Here is a 20,866-nt window from a genome sequence, read left to right on the forward strand (position 1 = left end):
CCTAAGCAGCGGCACTAACCGTCAGGAATAGCAGCTTCAGATACAGGCACTTTTTCCTGCTGAAGGATCGTCAATAACTGCTCGATGCAGCCCTGCCGGTCTTTTCGCCAGTTAATATACGGCAGGGGAAAGACCGGAATGCCCGCCCGATACAATGCCTTGTAGACCTTTACACTAAAGTAAGACTCGTAGTCGCCGGGATACCCAATCAGGTCAATACCGATAAAACGCCCGCTCACAGCACAAACCACATCTACAATCTGCCCAGCCACAGGAAAGCCTACCCAATGGGGAATTTCGTGCTGGGTTAATAAATGGCTAACTTCACTCGCAAAACGACATACGATTTCATCACCCTGCAAATGACTGCCAACGGAGTGTGGAAACTCAACATATTGACGCAAGAGATGATCCGTAGGGAGAGCTTGGGGCTCAATCGACAATGCAACCAACTGCTTTTCTTTTGCCCTGGTAATTGCGACATTAAACACATCCGCCCGGTTTAAGTAGCTGGCTGCCCTCAACGATTGATTATCAATAGCCATGGAGATAAGCATTAAATCTCGCTCCTCTCCTTGAAAACCATAGGGCGTGGCAACGCGTACAGAAAAACTCTGTAACTTCTGAGAGGAGAAAACCTTAATCAACTCCCCTTCCAAATAATCGGCCTGATCCCGATAGGGAGACAAAACACCGACCGACGGCCGAATTGCAGCATCGGCATAGCGCTCGAAATGCGCTTTCAATTGCGCAATAACCCAGTCGCGCTCTACGGTGTTTCTCCCATTTTTCCTCCGGCGCCCTGGCAGTTGATAAAATTCTAGCGCCGACTCTGGTAATGGTTTGGGCCTGGCCCTCATAACTTTCAAGCGGCCGGAGTAAAAAGCATGGTTACTGAATGCGATCAGCTCTGGATGGCTGCGAAAGTGCTCATCCAGCATCACAACAGCTTGTTGAGTGGGAATCACGTCTGAAGCCAAATCCAAAAGTGATTGATCCCTATAGCTCAGTTTTGGCGGCACCCCGGCATCTTTTACCACTCCCTGCCAGATACTTTGCTGCCGGTTGCGGGAAAGAAATGAAACATGCCGCAGTTGCTTACTGTCACCGACAATCACTGCCCGCTCAGCTCGAAACAGAGCCGGCAGTGAACTCGCAATATCACACTGGGTTGCCTCATCAAAGACTACCAAATCGAACATGGCGGGCGATAACGGCAGCACTTCATTGAGTTCATCTGCCTCCACCAGCCATATGGGGAACGCCTGCATTACCACCCGCATATCAGTTTGGGCAAAGCGCTCCGCCTGTACTTTTGAAGTTCGAGATCGCAAGGCTTGATTGAATTGGCTCAGGGTACCTCGATTCTTTTCCAGCAGTCTGTGCAATGTATCGCGGCGATAAGTATTCAAATACTGACTTGCCAGGCTTTCAAAGTTGCGCCGACAATCATCAATCGCACCTTGTGATTGCCACAGACTTTTAACACTCAATCGATTTGCAAAGAAGCTCCAGGCATGTCGTGCTACCCACTGAGCAAACCGGCCTACACTAACAGCCCGCGCCAATCCCAGCTCTTTGGAGAAGCGCTTCTCCAAGCCCCTCAAGGCTCGATAAGCCCTCTTCAGTTCCCTCTTCACCTGGGCAGGCTTTCTCTCTGGAAGTTCCACCCCCTCTTTCAGCAGCCTATCCAGATGAGCTTTCAAGCTGGGGATAAAACCCCGCTCCTCTCGATGTACATACCCCTGAGTCAGCCCGTACTCATCTCGCAACTTATCCCGCACCACATCCAATGCTTGCTGGTTTTTCGATACCACCAAAACACTTTCACCATGCAGCACTCGATCGAGAACCATAGCGGCGATCGTAAAACTCTTTCCCGTACCGGGCGGACCTGAAACCAGGCTAAGAGGAAAGCGAGCCGCATTTTCCAGTGCCCTCTCCTGTGCCCCACTCAACAGACCCGGCAGCATACCCGGCTCACACGCTTTCTGTGCCGTTTCCCAGTGGCACTCTCCCAGCAATGCCTGTAACGGAGGAGATAATCTTTTTTCCCTGCCTAAAAGTTGTAATTCGTGCAGCACTCCACGAGAACCCCTCGATCTATCTGCAAGAATTACCGCACCCGCCGAGACCAGGGACAACTGAATACCCTTCGATACACTTTCAACAGCTGCCTTATCACTCAGGTTAGGCCAGCGCCCCAATTCCTCCACATTTTCCAAAATAGTGTAATGGGCTAGCCAGCGGCCGACGTCAGCCAGCTGTGTCGAGGACAGCGGCGAAGCAAGCACCGGGAAACTATCTGTTATGGAGGACTCAACATCAGGTTTAAGCAGTTGACGTAAAACAGGGAAATTAACGTGAATGTTTGCAGAGTTGATCTCTACAAAATAATCCTCATCAAAATGTAGCTTGGCAGGAAAATAAAGTAGTGGTGCACAGAGCTTGCGTTTTGCGCTTAGTCCAGATTGGAGAGCGTAGTTACCACAAATAAACAGGCAACCATAAATCAGCCGCCGCTCCTTTCGGTAAGCATCCACTTGTTCCAGCAGTTTTGCTCCCGCAGTAGCGGAGACAGGTATACGTGGTAACTCATCAGCCCCCAAATAGTCCCGCTCATCCAAGAACAGACGCCGATTCGATTTGAGATTTAGAATATTGTTGAGGGAGAGGTCGTAACTGTCAGCTTGATAGCAGCGCCGAAAGTATTCGATTAACTTCTTGGGGTGGTGCTGCATTGCAAATAACTCCTAGAGGACAACAAAATTCTAACGGATGCCGGAACCTTGTTATACCCCCCGGAGATTACTTGTCCTCAGCCATCCGCCATTAGCGACTGATATTTGCGGCGCTCGCCCGCACTCAGCTGAAGATCATACTTATCTACGATTGCCATAAACCGCTTGAGGTAAACTTGCTTGACCGGTCCATAGGGCGGCATCCACTTGTCCGGCCCTTTGTGGCCTTTACTTTGGTTACGACCGTCATCAACCAGCCATAAATTCTCGATGTCCTCAGCAAACCGCTGCTTTCGCTTGCGCGTCCAATCAGCTCCCCCGTGATCGTGCGCCCACTTCAGCGGCACAATATGTTCCACATCAAGATCTGAGGCTTTTACAAAGAAGCCGCCTGTGTAGGGATCCAGCCACAAACCGGTGTCTACTTTGCAGTGATTGGAGCGGGTATAGGTTACCGGGGATAGTGAATAGCGAATTAACAACTCATGGCGGGTATCCTGGCAATCCCGATCGGAATCAGACCACTTGGGCAGCCACTCCGCCCGATCATAGGACGCTGCAAAAGCGGAAAAACTGAAGGAGAAAACTACAGCAATGGAAGAAAGCTTAGAAACTGACCGAACGCTCATACATCAACTACCAATCAAACCAGAGCGCTAGGTTACAAGAAAGTGTGTACCAATTGTATGCGGCGGTTCAAATCAATAAGAAATGGTTCAAACGTTATACAAAACACCCCAAATGAAAAAATAGGGCTATAGCAAGAGTAATGAAGAGCAGGATATTTCGATCAATTTTTTTACTCCTAATAAAAATGCCCCGCCTGATTAACGCTTGACAGGGCATAATTTATCAATGATAGATTTTGCTACTTGTCCAGCCCTACCGCTTGAGGGATATAGATTGCGTGCAACTGTCCTCCGGCCATCATTTCCTGAATCAATTGTGTAGAGGGACCATTTTTTTGGTCACGCACATTAAAGGAATTCAGGTAACTATCCACTCGACCTTCAAAATCATAGTGAAACTGGATTGAACTCAAGAACCAACCATCACCCAGAATATCGCCCACATAAATAACCCCGGATGCTTCAGCATCGGTAGAGAGCGCAGCCTCTATCCCGGTATCATCCAGCCCACTGCGAACCTTGGAGGATTGTGAGTAGTATTGACGGTAGGGCTTACTCTTCACATGCTCTTCCAGCAGCGCTTGGTATTCTTCGTCAGCAGGCTCAGCTTCCAGCTCTCCACTTGCCAGCTGTTTCTCGATCTTCAGATCGAGCTCGTCTTCACTATCGCCAATAATTTCCGGGTTAAATTCGGCAACACGAATCATCTCTCCGGTTTCAGGGTCGAGAACGTAGATCGGTGAGTAATAATTAGATTTATCAAATTGCAACACCAAGCGAGTCTTATTATCGACACCAGCAACCGCTGCCATATTGTCGAAATTTTCATAGTTGTCAGTTATATCGCCATCGGATTTGCTACTCACTACTCTCTTGATGATTCCACCATCTATTGGATTGGTGATATCCGCAAACTCAAGCTGGTATACACCGTACTTGGCTCCAAAATAAAAGCTATTGGGATCTAATGGGTCCCAATCACCATCTTCCGGAGAACGCCACTGGGAGACTTCCATTCCAGTGGTATGAATGCGGAAGGCCTGCTGGCTCATATCGCGAATATCTTCTGGCTTCCCATCTCCGTCGGTATCCCGGCTGGAGAGTTGTACCAACTCAAACATCAATTCGTTATCGTCAAACAGCGCTCGATTGTCACTTTCACTAAAATCAACCACCGGCGCGCCATCGCTATCCAGAACCCGAACCGCATACAGCTCACCATTGGTCAAGCCAGCCTTATCAACTTCACTGCCTTCATTGGTTTTTTCACCAACATAGACTGTGAGAAAACCTCCATTGCGATAAGCATCATCCTCATCCCCCCGAGGCCGTTCATCATCGACAGACAGCAGTATGGTTTTATCCTGTGCTTTATAGTTGGGTACGATATTTTCAAAGCGAGATTTACCGAGTAGTGGCAATTCATAAGCATCACCAGCATTGTCTCCGGTTGTCAAAACAGCGATACCGCGACCGATATAAATTTCCGATTTGTCGTACTCGTAGACAGACTCGATCTCACTCTTGGCTTTCGCCTCGCCACTGATGCTACCAAAAGCATCAAATCGAAGGCCCTCATAACCACGCTTCTCAACCAAACCATCGTAATAAGTTTTGAGGCTCTCGCCACCGTCACTCTCTTCGCCGGTCAAGAACATCCGCACCTGGGTGCCCTTGCCGCTTTCCGCATTGTAGAAAGCAGTTTCAGCTGGCAGAGTTGCGGAGCAGAAGCGTTCGAATGCTCCCGTATTCACAAGGTCCCCATCCGCATCAAAATAGGGTTTCATTTGTGTTACGTAGGTATATCCTGGAGATTCAGCAACCTCACCATCCGTGTCATACAGGGTGCGCCGCCAGGCATAAACACCTTTAATCAGGTCCTCACCACCCTCAATTTCCCCGGTAGTTTTATTGATCACCCACTTTGAAATGAAGGTGCCTGTCGATCGGAGACTGCGATTTGAGTTCTCCAGAACCACCCCATCACCGCCAACAAAGTTGTAGTGTTCCTGGTTCATAAACAGGGTAAATGTACCATCGTCATTATCCAGATACCCCAAACCATCGGGTTCTCCAGACAATACATAAAGGCCATCCGTATCCGCAGCATCAAGACTCGGGTGCTCCTCGAATATAGGAAGCATATCCTGTTGGGGAACATTTTCACTGGAGTAATCTGTAGGGAGATAACCATTGCTGAGCAGATTAATTACCTTGACGTTTTCAGCTGTGGCGACAACATGTGGTACCTGCATTGTTGAAGGACCAATATACGCAGCAGCCTCAGAACCAGCAACTGATTCAAATAGACTGACTTCCTCTGGCACTTCCGGATCTGGAGTTACCACTACCGGATCATCATTATCGTCACTGCAACCAGCCAAAATTGCCGGTATAGCGATAGCTAACGCTGCTCTTTTGAAAAATTTATGATTTTTCATTGCCACTCCAATGCGTTGATTCCCCACCCGAAGGCAGTTCCAGTTATAAAGGCGGCATAGAGTAGTTGTGCTAAATGACAGACTTAATAAGGTTTGATTACAGGCGAAGAATAATTTAGCTCAATAAATTTAATTTTCTGCACAAAGCTCTTCATATATTTCAATGAAAATCCCCCTCTCAGAAAACAACTCTGTAATTAATGGATAAAAAACGAAGACAAAAAAAATCCCGTACCAAGCGAATAGTAACTTGGCACGGGACTCTTAGATCAGCCCCCAATTAGGGCAAACATGTTTTAAACGGATACAGGTTCGCTAATAGCCGCCTCTTTGCGTTGCTCCTTGGTTTCAGTTTCCCCGCCGATTACTTCGTTGGGTCTCACCTTGTGGAATACCGCATAGAACACAGGGATTGCAATCAGTGTCAACACCGTAGCAAATCCAAGCCCACCCATAATTGTCACCGCCATATCCGCAAAGAAAGCGTCGAACAGAAGCGGGGACATTCCTAAAATAGTAGTGACAGCGGCAAGGAATACCGGACGCAAACGGCTAACGCTGGCCCGTTGGATAGCTGTCAACCTCGGCAGGCCCGCATGAGTCTGAACCTCAATCTCATCCACCAACACCACGGCATTTTTAATCAACATACCAGACAAGCTGAGGACACCGAGAAGAGACATAAATCCAAATGGTAATCCCGTCGCCAACAACCCGACAACAACACCGACGAGACACATAGGAACAACCAGCCAGATAATCACTGGCTCCCGAACAGTACCGAACAGCAATATCGACACCAGGATCATAATCAAGAAGCCCAAAGGTAAACCTTTACCTAACGACTTCTGCGCATCGGTAGAACTCTCGTACTCACCACCGAATTCAACCTTGAAGCCTGGTGGCAACTCCATCTCTTCAACCCAGGGACGTATGCGACCAAAGGCTGCCATTGCCGTAACACCTTCAGGCGCATCCGCACTGATGGTAATAGTCGGCACCCTGTTGCGTCTTTGGATCAATCCTTCATCAGCGGTTAACTCGAAATCAGTAATCAACTGTCCTGCCGGAATATATCCCTGCTCATTGGGGCTCCACACTAAGCGGTCTTCCAGTGAACCCACTTGGTTGCGATCTCCCTCTGGCATACGGGCAACAATAGGGATAATTCGGTCACCGCTTTCAAAGTCGCCAACGGTGTAACCCGCAGTGGCAAACTGAATCATACGGCTGACATCAGCATTGGTAACCCCGGCAACTCGCGCTCGCTCATCATCCAGATGTGCGTGCAGAGTAGGCTCTCTGCTGCGCCAGTTGTGACGAATATCTTCCAGTCCTTTTTCACGGAACTGCTGTTCTACACTGACCGCCAAGGTACGCAGTGTCTGGTAATCCGGACCTGAAATACGCACTTCAACATCCGATCCGCCACCGGGACCAAACACCAGGCGCTTGAAAGTAATCAATGCCTCCGGCTGCGCTACACGCAACTTCGCCTTGGCACTCTCAATCAACTGGGGGATTTGCTCCCGGTTTTCAGTGCGGACAATCAACTGGCCATAAGACGCATTGGGTGGCTCGGGAGCATAGGTCAGCATAAAGCGATCAGCCCCGCGACCAGCTACCGCCGTTACGGAGACAACTTCATCCTGTTCCTGGAAGAATGCAGTCGCTTCCTGAAGCGCCTTGTCGGTACGATTAATATCACTGCCCTGAGGCATGAAGTAGTTAACATAAAAAAGAGGAGCATTTGAATTGGGGAAGAACCCCTGCTTCACAAACCCGAAAGCAAAGTAGCTGGCCAGGGTCACCACAATAAGTACTGCAATGGTCAGGCCCCTGCGCTTCAACGCTCCTGATAAAGCACCGGAATACATGTTGTAGAAGCGGCCATCGTACGGATCATCAGAGTCGGCTTGCTTACCCGGCTTAAACAGGTGATAGCCCAAGTAAGGGGTAATAGTAATTGCCAGTATCCAGCTGAGTAGCAGGGAGATACCAATTACCGCAAACAGGGAGAAAAGGAATTCGCCAGTAGCATCATCGGACAGACCGATACCGGAGAACGCCATAATACCGATAATGGTCGCACCCAGCAGTGGCCAGAAAGTCTGGCGGACTACGCGCCTGGCAGCACTCTTAGGCTCTTCTTTTCTCTGAACCCCCATCAGCATCCCTTCGGCAACCACAATGGCATTATCAACCAACATACCCATGGCGATAATCAGAGCACCGAGAGAGATCCGCTGCAAATTCAAGCCAAACAGGTTCATGATTAACACGGTGCCCAAAACTGTCAAACCGAGGACAGTGCCAACCACAACACCGGATCGCCAGCCCATAAATACACAAAGTACTAGAGTAACGATCACGACAGAAGAAACCAGGTTAAAGAGGAAACCGTCAACACTCTCCTCTACTACCTGATGCTGCTCGTAAATAGGATGGATTTCTACACCCAGAGGCAACGCCTGTTTAATCTGCTCCAGCCTGGCCTCTACCGCCTTGCCAACGTTCACGATATTGGTATTTTCCGCACCGGCCACACCCAGCAGAATGGCCTGCTTACCATCAAATCGGGCAATAAAGCTTGGGCTCTCATCGTAACCGAGAGAAATATCGGCGATATCACGGACGGCCAGCATCGCGGTAGAACCGGGTACGCCAACGAGAATATTACGAATGGATTCCAGGTCACTCGCAGGATTATCAACCAGTATACGGGTACGTAAATCCTGGCCTCCAATCTCGCCGACTTTCTGGGTCGAACTTTCAGATTGCAGTACCTGCGCTAAGTCATCCAGGGAAAAACCAAACTGGGCCAGGCGGGATTCATCAATATCCAGGTAAGCCACTTCGTCGATAATGCCTGAGCGGGAAACCTTGGCAACTCCCTCAACTCCCAGTAACTCCCGGCGAATCGCTTTGGTAATTTCACGCATTTCAGTCAGCGAAAACCCTTCTCCGGTAATCGCATAATAAATACCGTAAACCTCACCAAAATCATCATTCACAATAGAAGGTAAAGCACCGCTGGGCAGGTCACTTTGAGCATCATTAACCTTGCGCCGCAATTCATCCCAAACCTGGGCAAGTTCCTGCGAGGCATACTGATCTTTGATTTCCACCCGAATTTCAGACATCCCCGGACTTGAGGTGGAGGAGACCTTGTCCAGCTGTCCCATTTGTTGGATGGCCACCTCAAGCTTTTCTGTGACCTCCTCTTCTACACGCTGGGCGCTGGCGCCTGGGTAGAAGGTGTAAACACGGGCTTCCTTGATCGTAAACGCAGGGTCTTCGAGGCGGCCAATATCTGAAAGCCCCCAAAGACCACCGATTAAGCAAATCAGCATCAACAGCCAGCTATAAACTGGCTTTTCTATAAATATGTCAGAAATCTTCACAACATTTTCCCTACTGTTAACAGGGCCAGAGCTAACACACTAATTAGTGCTGTGCGTAATTGCGTACTTTTGCACCGTCATAAAGGTGCTGGCCGCCGGTAGCAACCAGTTTCATAGCCGGGCTAATGCCATCCTTAATCTGTACCGACTCACCATCAGTACGCCCGAGGGTCACGGAAGCTTTGGAAACAGATTGGTCTGCATTAATTTGCCAAACATAGGGCTTACCTTCCGGGCCAGTCTGCACTGCCGAAAGGGGAACCCACAGGTCACCACTCGCTTTATTCAACTTCACACTAACGCGAGCGGTCATGCCGGGAAGGATCTGTACATTTTCGGGACGGGGCATTCCAAACTCGACAACGTAAGTCTGGGTAACGCTGTCTGCCTCAGCCTGGTGCTCACGGTAAGTAAGTGGGAACTCCTTGCCCGGCAAAAATTCAAATTCGGCGGTCATGGAGTTGACTTGCTCTTCATTAACCGTGGCCAACAGCTTTTCAGGCACGGAGATTTGAATTCGAACTTCAGAAATATTCTGCAAACGGACAATTGCCTGGCCGGCCTGGACGTTGGTGTAATTCTCTACCAGCTGGCGAGTTGCCAAAGCATCGAAAGGAACCCTTAGCTGTGTATAAGCCAGGTCCTGCTCAGCACGTTCCAGGGTCACTTTAGCCAAGTCAAAGTTACTTTTCGTTTCATCCAGCTGCTGCTGTGAAATAACTTTTGACCCTGCCAGAGAGCGCTGACGATTGAGGGTTTTTTCCAGCAACTCTACATTTAATCGGGCTTCTTTTACCCTGCGCAGGTAATCCCGCTGATCAAGCTCTGCTATCAGGGTTCCCTTTGGAATAATTTCACCTTCGCGAATTGTGAGCTTGTTCAGCTTCCCACCGACCTGGAAAGATAGATCGACACTCTGCACTGCCTTAACACGACCGGCAAACTGTCGATCTTTGACCTGGTTATTACTGGCAACGGTAGCTACTTTCACGGGCCAGACGTGCTCTGCCTGCGCCTGCTCCGTCTTCGATTCGGAGCATCCTGCCAGAACTGCAACTGCTGCGATCAAAACGGCCAATGAGAAACGCGATCTTGGCGATATATTCATATTCATCATCCACAAACTGTATTAACTGGGGCTGACCTTTAGTTCAGGTCGGCAGAGAGCGCCAGCAGACGTCCCTGTAAACGTTCAATAATCGGGTCTTCAGACTCAACCACACCGAGTACGCGACCCAGGAACATGCCCTGGGCCGCCAGGATTAGCAGTTCCGCCATTTCCGGGTCACGATACGCATCGCAGATATCGCGACGCTGCTGCTCCTCTTTGTCTTTTACCGGCCCCAGCAACATGGGGTCTTCGGCCACGGCGGCGATCAGTGAGCGAGGCAGCCCCTTGTCGTCCTCCATCAATTCAAAAATGCTCTTCAAGCGCGACACCAACAAGCTGTCCCCCGAGGACACAAAAGTGGCAACACTGTCATCTTCACGAGCTATTGCCGCCTCCAGCATCGCCTTCAGGAGTGACTGCTTAGTTCGAAAATGATGAATCAAACCGCCCTTGCTGAGCCCGCACTGTGCAGCCACCGCATCCAGGGTCAACTTGCGCGCCCCGCGATCCCGGACTACTTCTTCTGCTGCTCGAACAATGGCAGCTTTGTCGACTCTCGACACATGACCTCCTGGGCACCATCAATCAAAACCAACCGGTTGGTCGGTATCTTAGCGGCAACATTTCAAAGGTCAAGCTATGCTACGCTCCCTCACCAGAAAACATGGTTAAAAAGTGTTACGAGAGCGTTAAGTTCACGCTGGAGAGATGATTTATGACGGATCGGTACTGTCCCTGTGGATCGGGCAAGCCCCTTGATAGCTGCTGCGGACTCTATTTGTCGGGAAAGGCTTACCCCAATAATGCAGAAGCGGTTATGCGCAGTCGCTATACAGCCTTTGCAACCGGAAATTTTCGGTACCTGAAAAAAACCTGGCATCCCGACACCTGCCCAGAACTGCAAGCTGAGGATATTGAAACCCAATGGACACAATTGGAAGTTATTAAGAGCAAGGCGGGACTAAAAAAGTCGATTGTGGAATTTAAGGCTTGGTATACAGAAAATGACCAAGAACACCTGATTCACGAAATTTCACTATTTAAGTTATTTAAGAAGCGCTGGGTATATTTGGAAGCTCTACCCGACTGGCCTAATGGGAAATAGGCTAGCAGAGAACACGGCTAACTAAAGAGGCGATATCAACGAAAAAATAGCAGCAAAAGCCTGGGGGCGGGAGTCGCACTCCCGCACCTCTTTACGCAGTTTCTGCTTGCTAGCGAAACGACCCGAAGATTTTGCCTTTACGTGGGCACCGCCCTTTCTCATTAGCGGATTACGCGCAACGTAACTACGAATTTTTTCTTTCTTTTTCATAAAACTTCACCTTTTACTTTTAGTAGATCCACTCTTCCAAATATCTTCTCACTCAAAACTTGTATTGATACCTCCTTATTTACCCCTTGACACAAATTATCTGGCGTAGCGTGTGCACCACTTCCACAAGATCGGACTGGTTCTCCATCACCTGATCAATATCCTTATAAGCAGCAGGAATCTCATCCAGAACGCCCTTATCTTTACGGCATTGCACACCTTGGGTCTGATCTTCCAAGTCCTTTCTGGTAAAACGCTGGCGAGCCGCTGTACGACTCATTTTTCGGCCAGCTCCGTGTGCGCAGGAACAAAAAGATTCCTTATTGCCAAGCCCACGCACGATAAATGACTTAGCCCCCATAGAGCCGGGAATAATTCCCAGCTGATCTCTCTGAGCACTAATAGCCCCTTTGCGAGTCACGAATACATCTCTATCAAAATGACGCTCGCGAACAACATAATTATGGTGGCAATTAATTGCCTCTGTGGTCAAAGTAAACTTTGGTAAGCTTACCTTCAGACATCCAAGCACAAGCTTCATCATTTCCTGCCTGTTCCAGCGAGCATATTCCTGCGCCCAATTAACCGCTTCAATATAATCGTCAAAATTCTGGCAGCCTTCTGAGAAATAGGCCAGATCCTTATCAGGAAGATTGTGCATATGCCCAGCCATATCCCGTCGGGCCAGCTGGATAAAATGCTGGCCAATAGCATTGCCAATCCCTCGACTCCCTGAATGCAACATCACCCAGACAGCACCACTCTCATCAATACAAATTTCGATAAAGTGATTGCCACCCCCTAATGTACCCATTTGGGTCACCCAGGTTTTTTGTGGCTGATGCAGCTTCTTCAGTAGCCCTGGATGCTTTGAAAACAATCTATCCACACCGGGAGCTAAAAGTTTGCAGGCAGATTCCCTGGCGCTGATCAGTTTATGTCGTCCCTGACCAACCGGCACTTTCACCTCAATGGCGTCCCGCAGTGCTTTCAGATTGTCTGGCAGCTGATGGGCTTGTAGCGAAGTTCGCACCGCATTCATTCCACAACCAATATCCACCCCAACGGCGGCAGGAATTATCGCACTTACCGTTGGGATCACCGATCCTACCGTTGCCCCCTTTCCCAAATGTACATCCGGCATAGCAGCAACATGGGAGTGCACAATAGGAAGCAGGGCAATATTCTTTAACTGTTGCATTGCCTTGGGCTCAATATCATCGGTATAGATTTTTACCGGTACCGTGCCAGGCGGTGCATTTCGATTCAACACTGTTTTTACAGGCATATTTTATCCCTGGATTAATCCACTTAAATGAAACGGCAATCCAAGCTAAAACAAAAAAGCCCCGGCATTTGCCAGGGCTTTTAGAAGGTCTGGCTTGGAAAGCAATATCACTTTCCAAGCTCAAGCGCGTGAAAAGCGATTAAACAAATAAACTCTTGATATCTACATTTCGCATTTCACGGCTCCTTAGTGGTGCGATCCACTTCAAAAATACTGCCAATTAGAATGCCAATCTTGAAACTAGATCAGCAATGGAATTTAGGTGCAGTTTATTCTCATTTGGTACCATGTCAAGCCTGTTTTTTGTCTATCGATAAAAATTCTACCCTGAATTTACTAACCAACTTTTACTTTTCAACATAGCTTAAGGGCTCGCTATGCCATAAAATCGTGTTACCGAAATTACAGTCCAGTCGCCACGCCCCCAAAATGACCACTCAAGAACCTACCATTCTCTTTGAAGACGACTACTTACTTGCCGCTTATAAACCAGAGGGATGGCTTGTTCACAGATCAGAAATAGACCGCCATGAAAAGCGTGTACTTTTGCAATATTTGAGGGACCTATGTGGTAACTTTCTTTATCCAGTACATCGACTGGATAAGCCTACCTCCGGTGTTATTATTTTTGCGAAAAGCAGCGAGATTGCTGCGCAGGTACAGCAGCAGTTGGAAAGTGATTTATCATCAAAAAAATATATTGCTGTATGTAGAGGATATAGCCCAGAAGAAGGTGTCATTGACTATGCCCTCCCCCCCGTTGCCGACTTCAAACACCAGAGGAAGCGACCTAAAACGGATCTGCCACGTCAGCAGGCTGTTACACTGTACCGACGCTTGGAGACTATTGAATTACCTTATGAGGTTGACCGCTACCCGACCAGCCGGTACTCCCTAGTAGAAATCCAATTGAAAACAGGGCGACGCCATCAAATAAGAAGACATTTCAAGCATATCCACCACCCTCTAATTGGCTGCCCGAAATATGGAAAGTCAACCCATAATCGTTTCTTTGCCAATAGGCTCGAGTGCTCTCGACTGCTTTTGCATGCATCTGAACTTAAGCTTGAACATCCGGTGAGCGGTTCTCAGCTGAAAATACAATGCGAAATACAGGGAAATTTCTTGCAATTAATTCAGCGATTTAAATGGAAACTTTAATTTATAAAGCGTCCAAGTTACTCAGAAGCCCTCAAGCCTTACATAGTGCATGGGGCGACCTGCCCAGGATAGGAGCACAATGGCGCTGAATTAATAATTTCCGATGCGCAGCAGGCTGAGCTTCCACCATTTAATTGGCCGCATCCGGGGCCGCCACAGGCCCCACACGAGCTGGAACAGCAAGCTCCCGACCCATTGTATATTCCAGCTTTCTCATTTTCGCATACAGCCCCCTTAAGGCCATATATCTTTCTCCCTTGCTTCACTGAAATATTGTCAAAGTAGGCATAGACTTTTTTGGAGGGTGACCACAAAGCTGAACTACCGCCATGAAAAGTACTGAACTGAAATTTATCAATAGCTACCCTATCACTACCAGTCAGCCGCAACCCTTGTTCCTCTACAATTTTTTTTCCATTTATAAACAGCTCGATATATCCGTCAGCATTATTTGCACTGCTATTTAATTGCACAAACAACTCAATCCGATACCAGGTATCCCGCTCAAATCTAAAGCTGTCATTCCCTTGATACCCATCTCCACACCGAGCGACTCTATCCTGATGATAGGTATAGAGCCCAACCCTACCCTCCGCACCAAACTTAACCCGCACACTCCAACTCTTCGGATCAATAGGTACGCATCCTGAAGCCTGTCCCCCACCAGCAAGGCCGTGTAGCTTACCTCCCTTAACAAATTCGAAGTTCCGATGAAACTTCACATCGTAAGCGAGAGTTGCCGATGAAACAGATTTGGCTAACTGGGTTGATGTACTAATTCTCTCCGAACCCTTCTCATAAGGAATATACTGAGCTTCCAGTGCATGCCCATTACCGGGCATTGGAATTAAATTTAAATGCTGATCATCAAACGTAGCCAGTGGCTGCAAATCAAAAGTTCTTCGCAACAAGGTAATATCGGTATATTTCATGTAGGGGATCCCGACCCGATATCTACCAGAATTTGAAATTGCACTGAATCTGCCTTGATTTGATGAAAACCCATATACATAGATCTTCTTTCTTACAAATTTTTTCATTTCCTCATAATTCAAATAGAACTTGAATCCATGGGGAACGCCCTGAGTATCACATATATTGGCAATTCCTTTTGACGACGCCTGATCAGCTCTGGAAATTTTTAATGGAAACCCGCTTCTACTATCGCTACCTAGATAAAGACCAACAGAAACTGACTTGAATACTCCTTTCTGACAAGCCCACCCAGAAACAACCAAGCCTCCCCCCAAATATTCAACCCGATCAACCCTACCGATCATCTGGGCGAAATCCTGATTACCTGTACTAAATGAAAAAAGAGTCACGAGTAAAAACACAGAAAACATCTTGAATAATACCCGACAGTATTGACATCACTATTAAATATAGAAGCTACTTGTTCGGATGAGTGAGGGCGCACATAGCCCGAGAAAATCATAAGAAAGCGCAAACTAAATGCTAAAGGCTTCCTCCGCCTTGGCGGAATAATAATGGATTCAAGGGCGTTTAACGCCCTTTAGAAACTTGAAGAAAAAATATTCACTAAGATGAAAGGCGCTAGTCACGCCAATGAGGGGAGAGAAACTAAGGTCAGTGTTCAGAATTACCGTGAGAAGCCTCTTCTTGAGATTTACTGCGAATCCCAAAGAGCCCCTTGCGCTCAGTTTTACCTTCCGGCTCCGGCTGTAGAAAACTGCGCAATTTATCTTTTTCCCACATGGCATCCTGATAGCCGAGATCGATAAGTTCTTCGATATATGGCCTTTCAAATAATAAATAACTGGCTGCAGAAACACCGCCACCGGGATTGGTCGCACCCGTTGAGCGGAATAACCAGCGTAGCGCCGAGGGAAGGTGACCAAGTTTTCTGCCACTAAGACGCCCTAAACTCTGCGAGGGCTCAATAACAACCGACTCTACCGAACGCAACAATTTCAAATCGGAATGATCTGTTGGATCCACATAGTCAAGTAACATATTTACTCGATCCAGATGCTCCAAGTCTGCCTCCAAGCTATCGATAAATGCGGCATTGAATAACTGAGCAGCTATTTGCGCCATCGAAGGGGACTCCATCTGCGCAGGACTGTTGCGACTCCCCCAATGGGCTGGAGAACGGTTGTCCGACACACCCACCACAAAGACACGCTTGGCACCGAGATGCAGTGCGGGACTAATCGGGGCCATCAGACGAATGGCACCATCGCAAAAATAAACCCCATCCAATTTGACCGCCGGGAAAATGGCAGGAATTGCTGCTGATGCCAATAGGTGGTCCGAGGTTAATTGAGTGGGCACTCCAAAGCGACGAAACCGCTGCCATCCTTTAACATTCTCCGCTCCCTGAAAAAAGCTGACGGACTGCCCTTCACTATAAGAAAGCGCATTAACACTTGTGGCATGCAAATGCCCAGCCGAAATATTTTTTTGAATATTGTCAAAGTTTATCTCGCGCTCAACCAAGCTGCGCAGCGGACTGTTATCCAGGAGTGCCAAAGGTTTTTGTCTACCCACACCTTGGTTCAAGAGCGAACGACTGATAGAAAACAGATTTCCAAGCAAACTACGCCAACTGGTGCGATAAACCTGCTCAACACTAAGCTGCAACCAAACTGAGCACATTCTGTCGACAGCTTCTTTAAAGGTACCTGTATGAGAGGCGAGAAGCATCGCGTTCATAGCTCCTGCAGAGGTGCCGCAGATTATTTGAAAGGGCCGAGGATTATCTTCTGGAACCAGTTCCGCAAGCGCCCTTAAAACGCCCGCTTGATAGGCAGCACGCGCACCTCCCCCAGAGAGAACCAGAGCGTTACGCTGGCCAGGTTTGTTACTTTCACTGTTACTTGTCGACAAAGTTTTCTTCCAATACAACAAGCCCGCAAACAACAGAGTCCGCTTAAAGGCTATTGAGAAAAAAGCCCATATACAACTCAGATTCAGAGTTGTCGGGGATATTTGGTAAGATAAATAGAATCTTTTAAGTGTACTTATTATTCTAAATCGATAGATCTATTAGAGAGCCATATCTACAACGTAACGACCTATTCCATGCCCTCTATTTAAGCGCGCAAGAAACTCTGGAGCCTGATCAAGGCTAATATTCTCCGCAATACTGTCGAGCTTATCGCCGATATACCACTCACTGCCCAACCGCTTCCATACTTCTGCCTTCTTTTCTATTGGCAAAACAGCGCTATCCACACCCAACAAACTAATACCGCGCAAGATAAATGGAAATACATTGGCGTGAAATTGAGCACCTGAAGCCATACCACAAGCAGCCACTCCGCCGCCGTAGCGCAGGGATTTAATGACATTAAAAAGCGTTTCCCCCCCCACAGTATCTACAGCCCAAGCCCACAATGGCTTGGCCATCGCCTTATTGGCAAAAGGGGCCAGTGTATCCCGGTCGAGAACCTTCCATGCACCCAATCTCGCCAAATAATCAGCAGACTCCAACTTTCCCGTCACTGCTGCGACACGAAAGCCTAGCTTCGCCAGCAAGGCGACGGCAACAGAGCCGACGCCCCCGGTTGAACCTGTTACCAGAATCTCTCCATCCTCAGGAGATGCGCCGGACTCCAGGAGTTTTTCAACACAAAGCGCGGCGGTAAAACCAGCCGTACCCAGTGCCATAGACTCCCAAGCTGTTAGGCCCTCGGGGACTGGCAAGGCCCATTGCGGAGGAACGGCAATACGCTCTGCAAGTCCACCAGAAGTATTCATGCCCAAATCGTAGCCATTGACCAATAATTCGGCACCCGGTTGAAACGTATTGCTCCGATCGAACAGCACTTTGCCCACCGCATCAATACCCGGGGTATGGGGGTAAGTATTAGTAATCCCACGATTGCCAAACGCAGATAAAGAATCTTTGAAATTCAAGGATGAATAACTTACGGCCAACAGCAACGGGTTATCGGGAAGCTCAGAAAGTTGACGCTCAACAACAGACTGGTCAAACTTTCCCGAAGCTACTTCGGCAACCTGAATTGCCCGAAATTTTTCATCCCTATCTATTTCCATGGGGTATATCCCGCAACACTATCAACCTGTAACGTTACAACTATTGAGCCTGATGACGCAGAGCTGCCAGCCGTGAAAAGAGACGAGTGACCGCCGATTCCACACCGGCTTCTGCCGCCAGCCCTATTTTCTTAGCAATATTTTTCCGCTCTTTGAATTCCACCTGATATAAGTCGCAGTCCTTAGCACAACTGGTCAAGTATTCATCTGATGTTTTCAGCTCATCGACCAGTCCCAAGGATAGGGCTTTTTGCCCGAACCAAACCTCGCCCGTGGCAACTTTGTCGACGTCGAGTTTTTGACGGTACTCCCCGACAAAGTGCTGAAACAGAATATGGATCTCATCTAAATCCTCTTGGAACTTCTGTTTACCTTCCTCAGTATTTTCACCAAACATGGTTACAGTGCGCTTGTACTGGCCCGCAGTAAACAGTTCGTAATCGATATCATTGCGCTTCAGCAGGCGGTTAAAATTCGGCATCTGAGCTAAAACACCAATAGAGCCCAACATCGCAAAGGGTGCTGCCAGGATACGATCTGCAACACAGGCCATCATGTAGCCCCCGCTGGCAGCCACTTTATCGACAGCAATAGTCAAATGGATACCTGCACTACGAATCCTGGTTAACTGGCTGGCGGCCAAGCCATAGTTCGCCACCATGCCCCCAGGGCTTTCAAGACAAAGGAGAACTTCATCTCCGGACTCTGCCACTTGAAGAATGGCCGTCACCTCTTCACGCAAATGGGAAAGAGCACTCGCTTTGATATCCCCATTAAATTGCATAACAAAGACACGCTTGCGCTCGGAGACCAACTCCCCTTTTATACCCTTAGACTCACGCTCTCCTTCCTCTTTAGCAACGTCGGAAGAAGTAGCAGCACTTTTTTCAGGCTGCTTTTTGCTCTCAGCTTTATGTTTTTTAGCTAGGGCTTTTTCCTGAGTTTTCTTCTCTTTCGCCATTTGCTTTTTACGACGGGCGAATTCGTGCTTATCCATCACAGCTTCAAGCAGTGTTTCTTTAAACTGCTCATAGCGATCATTCAAATGTGTAACTGTGATATGACCCTGAACACGCTCTTTCAGCTGCTCTCGATTTGCAAAAATAAAACCTATCAACACCATTAAGGCCACGACAACCGTAACAATTTTGGCTAGAAAAAGGCCGTATTCAATTAAAAATTCCACTTAGACTCCATTTTCCGTCTTAACTAATTTTTATTTAGCTTCAGTATTTTACTGCCAACCTTCCAGGGCGGAAGTTGCTCGCTGATTAAGGGGGCGAGCCAACAAACCGCTGTGGCTAATACGCACCTCGTAAACCGCACCGTCCTCCATAGGTAGAAATGTGGCACTGCCATATACCGCATCAACAAAGGGCAACTTGCGATCAACACCGCGTACAAACTGCCAAACATCCACGCCATAGTTCGCCCCCTCTATTTCATGGACAGAACGCTCGCGAGCTCGCTCATCCTGTAGCGTGAGATAGCGACCACTCAACCTGTCCAGACGATAAGCGGGCTTAATTCCCCATCGGGCTAATGGACCCTGCCACTTGAGCATTCGGGCATCCAACTGCCACTGATCCCCAAGCAATTCAAACTTTTGCGCTATACCATCCGCATCAGAAAACTTGACTTCAAATTGCTGCTCGGCAATTTTTCGAAACGAAACAATGCCAACACTGTGCTCTTCAGCCAGGTTTCTATAGCTGTAAACATCTGCAGCAATCAGAACAATCCAAAGAGCAGTTGCAAAAAGAAAAAGACCGGCGGAACCACGTATAAACCCCAGGAACCAATTTCCCGATAGCAGGACTCGCGCCCCCCAAAACACAAACAACAACGCCAGGATGGCAATAATAAAGGTAATCGCTATATACATTATGATTTCTACTCCCTGATACTGCGCAACATCTTTAAACCAACCTTACGGGCGGTTCTTCGCCGCAGCCTTTTCGACAAAAGTGTGGATCAAGCGGCCGGACAGGGTTTGTATGGGCGGTATAGCTGGCAATGAGCTGTAGTGGAACCAGTCTGCCTCTTCTATCTCATTGGGGTCCAAGCACAATCCCCCACCTTGCCACTCCGCCAAATACCCGATCATCAACTGCCCAGGAAAAGGCCAGGACTGGCTCCCCACATACTCCAGGGCACCCACTTTGAGCCCCACTTCCTCATAGACTTCACGCACCAACGCTTGCTCTGCACTCTCACCGGGCTCTATAAACCCAGCGAGGGCCGTATAAGTTGCATTTCGACGCGAGGCGTGACGAGCTAAGAGACACTCATCTCCCCTGGTAACAAGCATAATTACACAGGGGGAGATTCTGGGGTAGACAGAAAGATCACAAGCCGGGCAGGTGCGAGCGCGATCATTAGAGTGATAGATGGTGGGAGTACCACAACGACCGCAAAATCGATGTTGGCTATCCCAATGGGAAATCTGTAGCGCCCGCCCAGCCAATGCAAACATCGGCTCCTCAACCAAAGTCAGCAGGCTGCGCAGGTTTCGCCATTCATAGCCGGCAATTTCAACCTGGCGAGACAAAACGTGGACACCACACGCCCGCCCACTTAGCTCTCCCAAATAGTGGCTGGATTGAACAGCCTCCGCTACCAATACCTGGGCGTCGTGGAGGAAAAAATCTCCTCGGCAGAGAATCAGCCCATCAGCAATCAGGATATGCTGGGAAAATTCCGGGACTGCCCACACATTACCCGCTGGGACAAACTTATCTACCAAGGAG

General features: G+C 48.4%; 16 protein-coding genes. 2 read left to right on the forward strand and 14 right to left on the reverse strand.

Features of this window, described 5'->3' with window-relative positions; translation table 11 throughout:
- Nucleotides 1–14 precede the first annotated feature (14 nt).
- The 6 genes from ACJJI6_RS08605 to ACJJI6_RS08630 form a co-directional block, all read right to left on the reverse strand.
- On the reverse strand, nucleotides 15–2,741 hold the full coding sequence (locus ACJJI6_RS08605) for a DEAD/DEAH box helicase (RefSeq protein WP_475713143.1): 2,727 nt from the start codon (nucleotides 2,739–2,741) through the stop codon (nucleotides 15–17).
- Between the two features lie 77 nt (nucleotides 2,742–2,818).
- Nucleotides 2,819–3,370, reverse strand: coding sequence for a GmrSD restriction endonuclease domain-containing protein (locus tag ACJJI6_RS08610; protein WP_413665195.1), 552 nt, complete (start codon nucleotides 3,368–3,370; stop codon nucleotides 2,819–2,821).
- A gap of 239 nt (nucleotides 3,371–3,609) precedes the next feature.
- Nucleotides 3,610–5,811, reverse strand: a complete 2,202-nt coding sequence (locus ACJJI6_RS08615; RefSeq protein ID WP_475713144.1) for a hypothetical protein — start codon at nucleotides 5,809–5,811, stop codon at nucleotides 3,610–3,612.
- Nucleotides 5,812–6,107: 296 nt separating this feature from the next.
- Complete coding sequence (locus tag ACJJI6_RS08620) at nucleotides 6,108–9,215, reverse strand: efflux RND transporter permease subunit (protein ID WP_475713145.1); 3,108 nt, start codon at nucleotides 9,213–9,215, stop codon at nucleotides 6,108–6,110.
- 43 nt (nucleotides 9,216–9,258) lie between these two features.
- Nucleotides 9,259–10,323 (reverse strand): efflux RND transporter periplasmic adaptor subunit, encoded by a 1,065-nt coding sequence (locus ACJJI6_RS08625; protein WP_475713146.1) that lies wholly within the window; start codon nucleotides 10,321–10,323, stop codon nucleotides 9,259–9,261.
- Between the two features lie 38 nt (nucleotides 10,324–10,361).
- Entirely contained in the window at nucleotides 10,362–10,889 is a 528-nt protein-coding gene (locus ACJJI6_RS08630) for a TetR/AcrR family transcriptional regulator (protein ID WP_282933409.1), read from the reverse strand.
- A gap of 152 nt (nucleotides 10,890–11,041) precedes the next feature.
- On the opposite strand from ACJJI6_RS08630, the gene ACJJI6_RS08635 reads away from it, so the two are divergent.
- Nucleotides 11,042–11,431: a YchJ family protein gene (locus ACJJI6_RS08635; RefSeq protein WP_475713147.1), complete on the forward strand. Its 390-nt coding sequence runs from the start codon at nucleotides 11,042–11,044 to the stop codon at nucleotides 11,429–11,431.
- Between the two features lie 21 nt (nucleotides 11,432–11,452).
- On the opposite strand, the gene ACJJI6_RS08640 is transcribed toward ACJJI6_RS08635, so the two are convergent.
- Nucleotides 11,453–11,641, reverse strand: coding sequence for a hypothetical protein (locus ACJJI6_RS08640; protein ID WP_413665191.1), 189 nt, complete (start codon nucleotides 11,639–11,641; stop codon nucleotides 11,453–11,455).
- Between the two features lie 79 nt (nucleotides 11,642–11,720).
- A complete protein-coding gene (locus ACJJI6_RS08645; protein ID WP_475713148.1) occupies nucleotides 11,721–12,929 on the reverse strand; it encodes an RtcB family protein in 1,209 nt (402 codons plus the stop codon).
- A 429-nt stretch (nucleotides 12,930–13,358) separates the two neighbouring features.
- Here ACJJI6_RS08645 and ACJJI6_RS08650 point away from each other — a divergent pair, with 429 nt between their 5' ends.
- Nucleotides 13,359–14,090: a pseudouridine synthase gene (locus ACJJI6_RS08650; protein ID WP_475713149.1), complete on the forward strand. Its 732-nt coding sequence runs from the start codon at nucleotides 13,359–13,361 to the stop codon at nucleotides 14,088–14,090.
- A 38-nt stretch (nucleotides 14,091–14,128) separates the two neighbouring features.
- Here ACJJI6_RS08650 and ACJJI6_RS08655 read toward each other — a convergent pair whose 3' ends face one another.
- The 6 genes from ACJJI6_RS08655 to nudC all read right to left on the reverse strand — a co-directional run bounded on the left by ACJJI6_RS08655 (nucleotide 14,129) and on the right by nudC (nucleotide 20,862).
- On the reverse strand, nucleotides 14,129–15,022 hold the full coding sequence (locus tag ACJJI6_RS08655; RefSeq protein WP_475713150.1) for a polysaccharide lyase: 894 nt from the start codon (nucleotides 15,020–15,022) through the stop codon (nucleotides 14,129–14,131).
- Nucleotides 15,023–15,680: 658 nt separating this feature from the next.
- The gene (locus ACJJI6_RS08660) at nucleotides 15,681–16,943 is read right to left on the reverse strand and encodes a patatin-like phospholipase family protein (protein WP_282933415.1); all 1,263 of its coding nucleotides are present in this window, start codon (nucleotides 16,941–16,943) and stop codon (nucleotides 15,681–15,683) included.
- Nucleotides 16,944–17,102: 159 nt separating this feature from the next.
- The gene (locus tag ACJJI6_RS08665) at nucleotides 17,103–18,116 is read right to left on the reverse strand and encodes a YhdH/YhfP family quinone oxidoreductase (RefSeq protein WP_444932765.1); all 1,014 of its coding nucleotides are present in this window, start codon (nucleotides 18,114–18,116) and stop codon (nucleotides 17,103–17,105) included.
- Nucleotides 18,117–18,156: 40 nt separating this feature from the next.
- Nucleotides 18,157–19,302 (reverse strand): protease SohB, encoded by a 1,146-nt coding sequence (gene sohB / locus ACJJI6_RS08670; protein ID WP_413665186.1) that lies wholly within the window; start codon nucleotides 19,300–19,302, stop codon nucleotides 18,157–18,159.
- A gap of 48 nt (nucleotides 19,303–19,350) precedes the next feature.
- Nucleotides 19,351–20,001 (reverse strand): cation/multidrug efflux pump, encoded by a 651-nt coding sequence (locus tag ACJJI6_RS08675; RefSeq protein WP_413665185.1) that lies wholly within the window; start codon nucleotides 19,999–20,001, stop codon nucleotides 19,351–19,353.
- 45 nt (nucleotides 20,002–20,046) lie between these two features.
- The gene (gene nudC / locus ACJJI6_RS08680; protein ID WP_475713151.1) at nucleotides 20,047–20,862 is read right to left on the reverse strand and encodes an NAD(+) diphosphatase; all 816 of its coding nucleotides are present in this window, start codon (nucleotides 20,860–20,862) and stop codon (nucleotides 20,047–20,049) included.
- Nucleotides 20,863–20,866 lie beyond the last annotated feature (4 nt).

This window comes from Microbulbifer maximicatervae (SeqCode), assembly GCF_056232625.1.